The organism is Phyllobacterium brassicacearum (assembly GCF_003010955.1).
In the GTDB taxonomy this organism is placed as follows: domain Bacteria; phylum Pseudomonadota; class Alphaproteobacteria; order Rhizobiales; family Rhizobiaceae; genus Phyllobacterium; species Phyllobacterium brassicacearum.
In genome coordinates this window covers 1-4,650 of sequence record NZ_PGGO01000052.1, presented here as the reverse complement: position 1 = coordinate 4,650, position 4,650 = coordinate 1, and the positions used below count along the sequence as shown (strand labels likewise).

Sequence of the window (4,650 nt, the reverse complement as noted above, 5' to 3'; positions counted from 1 at the left end):
ACCGTAAATGTCAATCAGGCGAATTGCTTAGCGAAATGCGGCGGCTACGGCAGACCCAGCGCTGTACAATACGGGGCAGGCACCAGCAACTGTTCCTTTGAAAATGCCGATAATAGCTGATTTTTGCTGATTTTGATTGGTGCCTGAAGATCTACAATACGATCACCATCATCAGAATCGTTTCAACGCATGGCTTGCGATGAAATCTCGGCGCGAGAACAGATATTCAAGGATGCGCCGTTTGCCGGTCTTCACCTCGACGTCACGGCCATGCCCGGCGACAGCGGCCTGTTTCTGCCATCGACCTCAATCAGTGTCGGCTTTGATCGTCACCGGTCTCCACCACCAAAGTGAAGACCCTTATCTCTCAAGCATTTATTCGCTAGCGAAACTCAAACTGTTGCATAGGAAAAAATTTAGTGTAAGTTACATTCGTAATTGAAAATTATCATTCTAATTTTTTCCATTTGTGAAAGTGTGGGGCGTTTGAGAGAACACTTGGACCATACGGATCGCAAACTGGTCCAATTGCTGTCGCGAGATGCGCAGCTCGGTGTGAATCGCCTTGCTGAGGGCATGGCGATATCAGTGCCAACCGTGCGCTCGCGTCTCCGTAACCTCCTGAGCAAGAACCTTATCAAAATTGTCGGACTGCTAAATCTGTCGGAGCGACCCGAATTGATCTCTGCGATCGTCGGTATTAATGCTCGAGGGCATGGCCGCGCCCGCGAGATCGCGCTGCGAATCGCCGAGCTCCCGTTCGTCAACTCGGCATGCGTTGTAACCGGCCGCTTCGACATCATCGTCGATGTCGTGGTGGCTGGCGATATCGCGGACCTCTATCGCGTCACGAGCGAATTAATTCCCGGAGTGGGTGAGCCGGGAGAGATCACGCGCACGGAAACGTTCGTTGTCATGGCTGCGTGCAACAAATGGGTGAGTCTGCCCAAGGGCTGTTGGTCAAGTGGCCCAGAAGCGCCTTCGCGCGCGGTGTTGTCTTGAGTCCCTTCATTTACTTCAATGAGATTACCTCGAAGAGCGTTTCCATAATATCTGTCAAGTGTCGTAAACAGGTGATCAAAACACTCGATCGCAATTCCAGAGGCGGAAAATACTTCTGCAACGTTTTCTGAGAGGATTGCGGCCGTTGGAAGCAAGAGCCCAAACAGGGCGGGAACATATAACTATAACACGGAGGAATACCAATGAAGATCGCCAAACTATTCATAGCAGGACTTGCGCTACTGACCACAGCCAGCCTCGCAAACGCCGGAACTCTCGACGAAATAACGAAGCGCGGAGAACTGCGGGTCGCTGTTCAGACACAAGGGCCTCCCTTTTCCATGGTCGACCAGGCCGGCAAACGCACGGGCAGCTCGGTCGAGCTTGCCGAACTGATGGCGAAGGAAATGGGCGTAAAAATCACGTTCCAGGATTACGATTGGGACGGCTTGATCCCGGCGCTCCTTTCCGGCAAGGCCGATCTGCTGGTTGCGGACATGACCCCGACACTGGCACGGGCGATGAAAGTCGCCTTCACCAAGCCTTTCATGTACACGGGCAGCACTGTCTTCGCCAAGGCAGACAGCAAGTTCGGGACAATGGAAGCTTGCAAGGCGAAAGGCACGAAGATCGCCGTGCTCCTCGGCGCGACAGGTGAGAAAGTGGCAAAGGCGACTTTTCCGGATGCCGAAATCAAAAGCTACAAGGGTGGCGGTCCGCTCCTGCTTGATGCGGTCAATAACGGCCAAGCCGATTGCGGCGTGAACGATGTGTCGGCGGTCAAGGGTCAGCAGGCTGCCTATCCAGCCGGAAGCTTCACGATCATGCCGGAAACTTTGTCGAAAGAACCCCTCGCTTTCGCCACGCGCTACGACGAGCAGGATCTCCTGGTCTGGATGAACCTCTTCCTCGATCAGGTCGCCCTCGATGGCCGTCTGCAGACGAACCTGGATTACTGGGTCAATTCTGACGACTGGAAGAAAGACCACTAAGCAAGTGCGATTGCGGACGGTTTTGCGTGAGGCCTTTAAGGCCCATGTAAGGTCGTCCGGCTACTTTATGACTGCGCTCGTTTCGCCGCCTGAGGGATCGTCCCGGCATGCTTGAGAACTTCAGCTTTCGCACCATCATCGAATACCTGCCCTTGCTCGGGGAAGGATTTGTCGCGACGCTTTGGCTATCCATCGTTTCGTTTGCAGGTGCTCTTGCTGTTGGCATCATCCTGTGTGCCATGAACTTGCAGCACTCACAGGTGCTGAAGCTTCCCGCCAAGATGTATATCGACGCGATCCGTGCGACGCCGCTGCTGGCACAGCTTTACTTTCTCTATTTCGGCCTGCCCCGGCTTGGCATGGTGTTGCCAGAACTTTTCGTCGGCATTCTGGCACTGTCCCTGAACAGCGGCGCCTACATTGCCGAGATTATCCGTGCCGGCATCCTGTCAATCTCGCGCGGACAAGTAGAGGCCGGCGTCGCTTCTGGCATGACCTATGCCCAGCGTATGCGTCTTGTGATCTTGCCGCAGGCCATCCGGGTAACGATTCCGCCTCTCCTCGGCCAGGCCATCGTTCTGGTGAAGGACTCCGCGCTGCTCTCACTGATTTCCGTTTCGGAACTGACGCGAGCCGGCCAACTTCTGGCTTCCGACCGCTTCATGCCTGCCGAAGGCTTTATCACAACCGCAGCGTGCTATCTCCTGCTCTATTACGGATTGAAGTCACTGGCGGTTTTGTCAGCGCGCTGGCTCGGCGTGCGCCCAATCGGGAGCCGCATATGATCTGGTTCCAATTTCAAAGCCTGATCGGCAGCTACCCTCTGGCATTGCGCGGTCTTGGCATGACCGTTGCCTTGTCAGCGATCAGCCTCGTGCTCGGTACATTGATAGGGTTCACGCTCGGCGTCTTGCGAACTAGCGGAAATCGCTTGGTCAGTAGGGTAATCGGGCTTTGGATCGATCTGATCCGGGGAACACCGTTCCTCGTCCAGATATTTCTTATCTTCTTTATCCTGCCAGAATTCGGTGTCGAACTCGATGCATTCACGGCTGGCATTATCGCGCTGACCAATCTCGCCGCCTGCTTCATTTGCGAAATCGTTGCCGCAGGCATCCGTTCCGTGCCGACGGGTCAGGTCGAGGCGGCGCTCGCATCCGGCCTTTCGCAGTGGCAACGGATGCGGCAGGTGGTGCTGCCGCAAGCGATGCGGGTTTCCCTGCCGCCGCTCGTGGGGCAATATGTTCTCCTCATCAAGGATTCTTCCGTTGTCTCCGCTATTGGTTTGACAGACCTTACCCGGGTCGGTTGGCTCGTGGTGCAGCGCGTCCCAAATGGGTTGCTCGTGTTTGCCATTGTCGGCATCGGCTATTTCGTCGTGTGCTATCCGCTCATCCTGCTCGCCCGTCGGCTGGAGAGACGCATGAGCGCCGCCCACGGCGAGGTGCAACTGTGAAGCATTCGAACTCCACCAATGAAGGCAGCCTGATATGATCGAATTTCGCGGCGTCAACAAATGGTTCGGAGCGCTCCACGTTCTCAAGGACATTACGCTCAGCGTCGAGCCGCGTGAGGTGGTTGTCGTGTGCGGCCCGAGCGGTTCGGGCAAGAGCACGCTGATCCGCTGCATCAATGGCCTTGAGACGATCAAGGACGGCCGTCTTGTGGTGGATGGACAGCGTTTGGGTGATCGCGCCACCAACATGACCGAACTACGCACGGAGATTGGCTTCGTGTTCCAGTCCTTCAATCTCTACCCGCATAAGACGGCGCTCGAAAACGTCACACTCGCGCCGATCCATGTTCGAAAAATTCAACGCACTGAAGCCGAGTCAGCAGGGCGTGAAATGCTGGCGAAAGTCGGGCTGGCTGAAAAATTCAACGCCTATCCGGCCGAACTTTCCGGCGGTCAGCAGCAGCGGGTCGCCATCGCCCGCTGCCTCTGCATGCGCCCGAAAATCATGCTGTTCGACGAGCCCACTTCGGCACTCGATCCTGAAATGATCAGCGAGGTACTCGACGTGATGGTCGGCGTGGCCGAAGAAGGCATGACCATGATGGTAGTGACACATGAGATGGGTTTTGCCCGTAAAGTTGCACAGCGGGTCGTATTCATGGATGAGGGCGCCGTCGTGGAAACCGGGACACCGGAAGAGTTTTTCTCCGACCCGAAAACTGATCGAAGCCGCGCTTTCCTGAGTAAAATTCTACGTCATTGATGGGTCGAAATATCAGGAGATATTTGTGGAGCGACCTTTTCAATCATTTCTCCCTATCAGTGATCACCCGCCTTACGACGAATGGTCCAGCTTTCTGTTGCATCGCAACAACCATTTGATAGTGGGCGGCAATCCGTAAGCGAGAGCAAATGAGCTATATCGATACCTTCTACCAGCGAACGATGGACGACAATTATGCTTTTCCAATATTGTCAGGTATTACGGAATGCGAAGCCTGTGTCATCGGAGGTGGCCTCGCAGGTATAACGACAGCTCTGCAGTTGCTACGCGCGGGCCAGGCAGTCGTTATATTGGAAGCCGAACGCATCGGCTGGGGCGCTTCCGGACGCAATGGCGGTTTTGTCAGTCCGGGTTATGCCAATGACGGCGATGCGATCGAGCGCGCCGTGGGCGCTGACCACGCCCGCAAACTCCAC

General features: G+C 55.5%; 7 protein-coding genes. All 7 read left to right on the top strand.

What is annotated here, in order from left to right; translation table 11 throughout:
• Positions 1-189 precede the first annotated feature (189 nt).
• Positions 190-354, top strand: a complete 165-nt coding sequence (locus CU102_RS30060) for a hypothetical protein (RefSeq protein WP_166648628.1) — start codon at positions 190-192, stop codon at positions 352-354.
• 132 nt (positions 355-486) lie between these two features.
• The gene (locus CU102_RS28095) at positions 487-1,002 is read left to right on the top strand and encodes an Lrp/AsnC family transcriptional regulator (protein ID WP_106714327.1); all 516 of its coding nucleotides are present in this window, start codon (positions 487-489) and stop codon (positions 1,000-1,002) included.
• Between the two features lie 203 nt (positions 1,003-1,205).
• Positions 1,206-1,994, top strand: coding sequence for an ABC transporter substrate-binding protein (locus CU102_RS28090; RefSeq protein WP_106714326.1), 789 nt, complete (start codon positions 1,206-1,208; stop codon positions 1,992-1,994).
• A 107-nt stretch (positions 1,995-2,101) separates the two neighbouring features.
• Complete coding sequence (locus CU102_RS28085) at positions 2,102-2,779, top strand: amino acid ABC transporter permease (protein WP_106714325.1); 678 nt, start codon at positions 2,102-2,104, stop codon at positions 2,777-2,779.
• Positions 2,776-3,450 (top strand): amino acid ABC transporter permease, encoded by a 675-nt coding sequence (locus CU102_RS28080; RefSeq protein WP_106714324.1) that lies wholly within the window; start codon positions 2,776-2,778, stop codon positions 3,448-3,450. The genes CU102_RS28085 and CU102_RS28080 overlap by 4 nt, the downstream gene beginning before the upstream one ends.
• A 34-nt stretch (positions 3,451-3,484) precedes the next feature.
• On the top strand, positions 3,485-4,213 hold the full coding sequence (locus CU102_RS28075; protein ID WP_106714323.1) for an amino acid ABC transporter ATP-binding protein: 729 nt from the start codon (positions 3,485-3,487) through the stop codon (positions 4,211-4,213).
• Between the two features lie 149 nt (positions 4,214-4,362).
• Positions 4,363-4,650, top strand: a 288-nt coding sequence (locus tag CU102_RS28070; protein WP_146146490.1) for an NAD(P)/FAD-dependent oxidoreductase, incomplete at its 3' end; no start/stop codon positions are given.

Coding starts and splice junctions, on each gene's coding strand:
- CU102_RS28090 (WP_106714326.1), top strand. CDS start 1,206: ATGAAGATCGCCAAACTATTCATAGCAGGACTTGCGCTACTGACCACA.
- CU102_RS28080 (WP_106714324.1), top strand. CDS start 2,776: ATGATCTGGTTCCAATTTCAAAGCCTGATCGGCAGCTACCCTCTGGCA.
- CU102_RS28085 (WP_106714325.1), top strand. CDS start 2,102: ATGCTTGAGAACTTCAGCTTTCGCACCATCATCGAATACCTGCCCTTG.
- CU102_RS30060 (WP_166648628.1), top strand. CDS start 190: ATGGCTTGCGATGAAATCTCGGCGCGAGAACAGATATTCAAGGATGCG.
- CU102_RS28075 (WP_106714323.1), top strand. CDS start 3,485: ATGATCGAATTTCGCGGCGTCAACAAATGGTTCGGAGCGCTCCACGTT.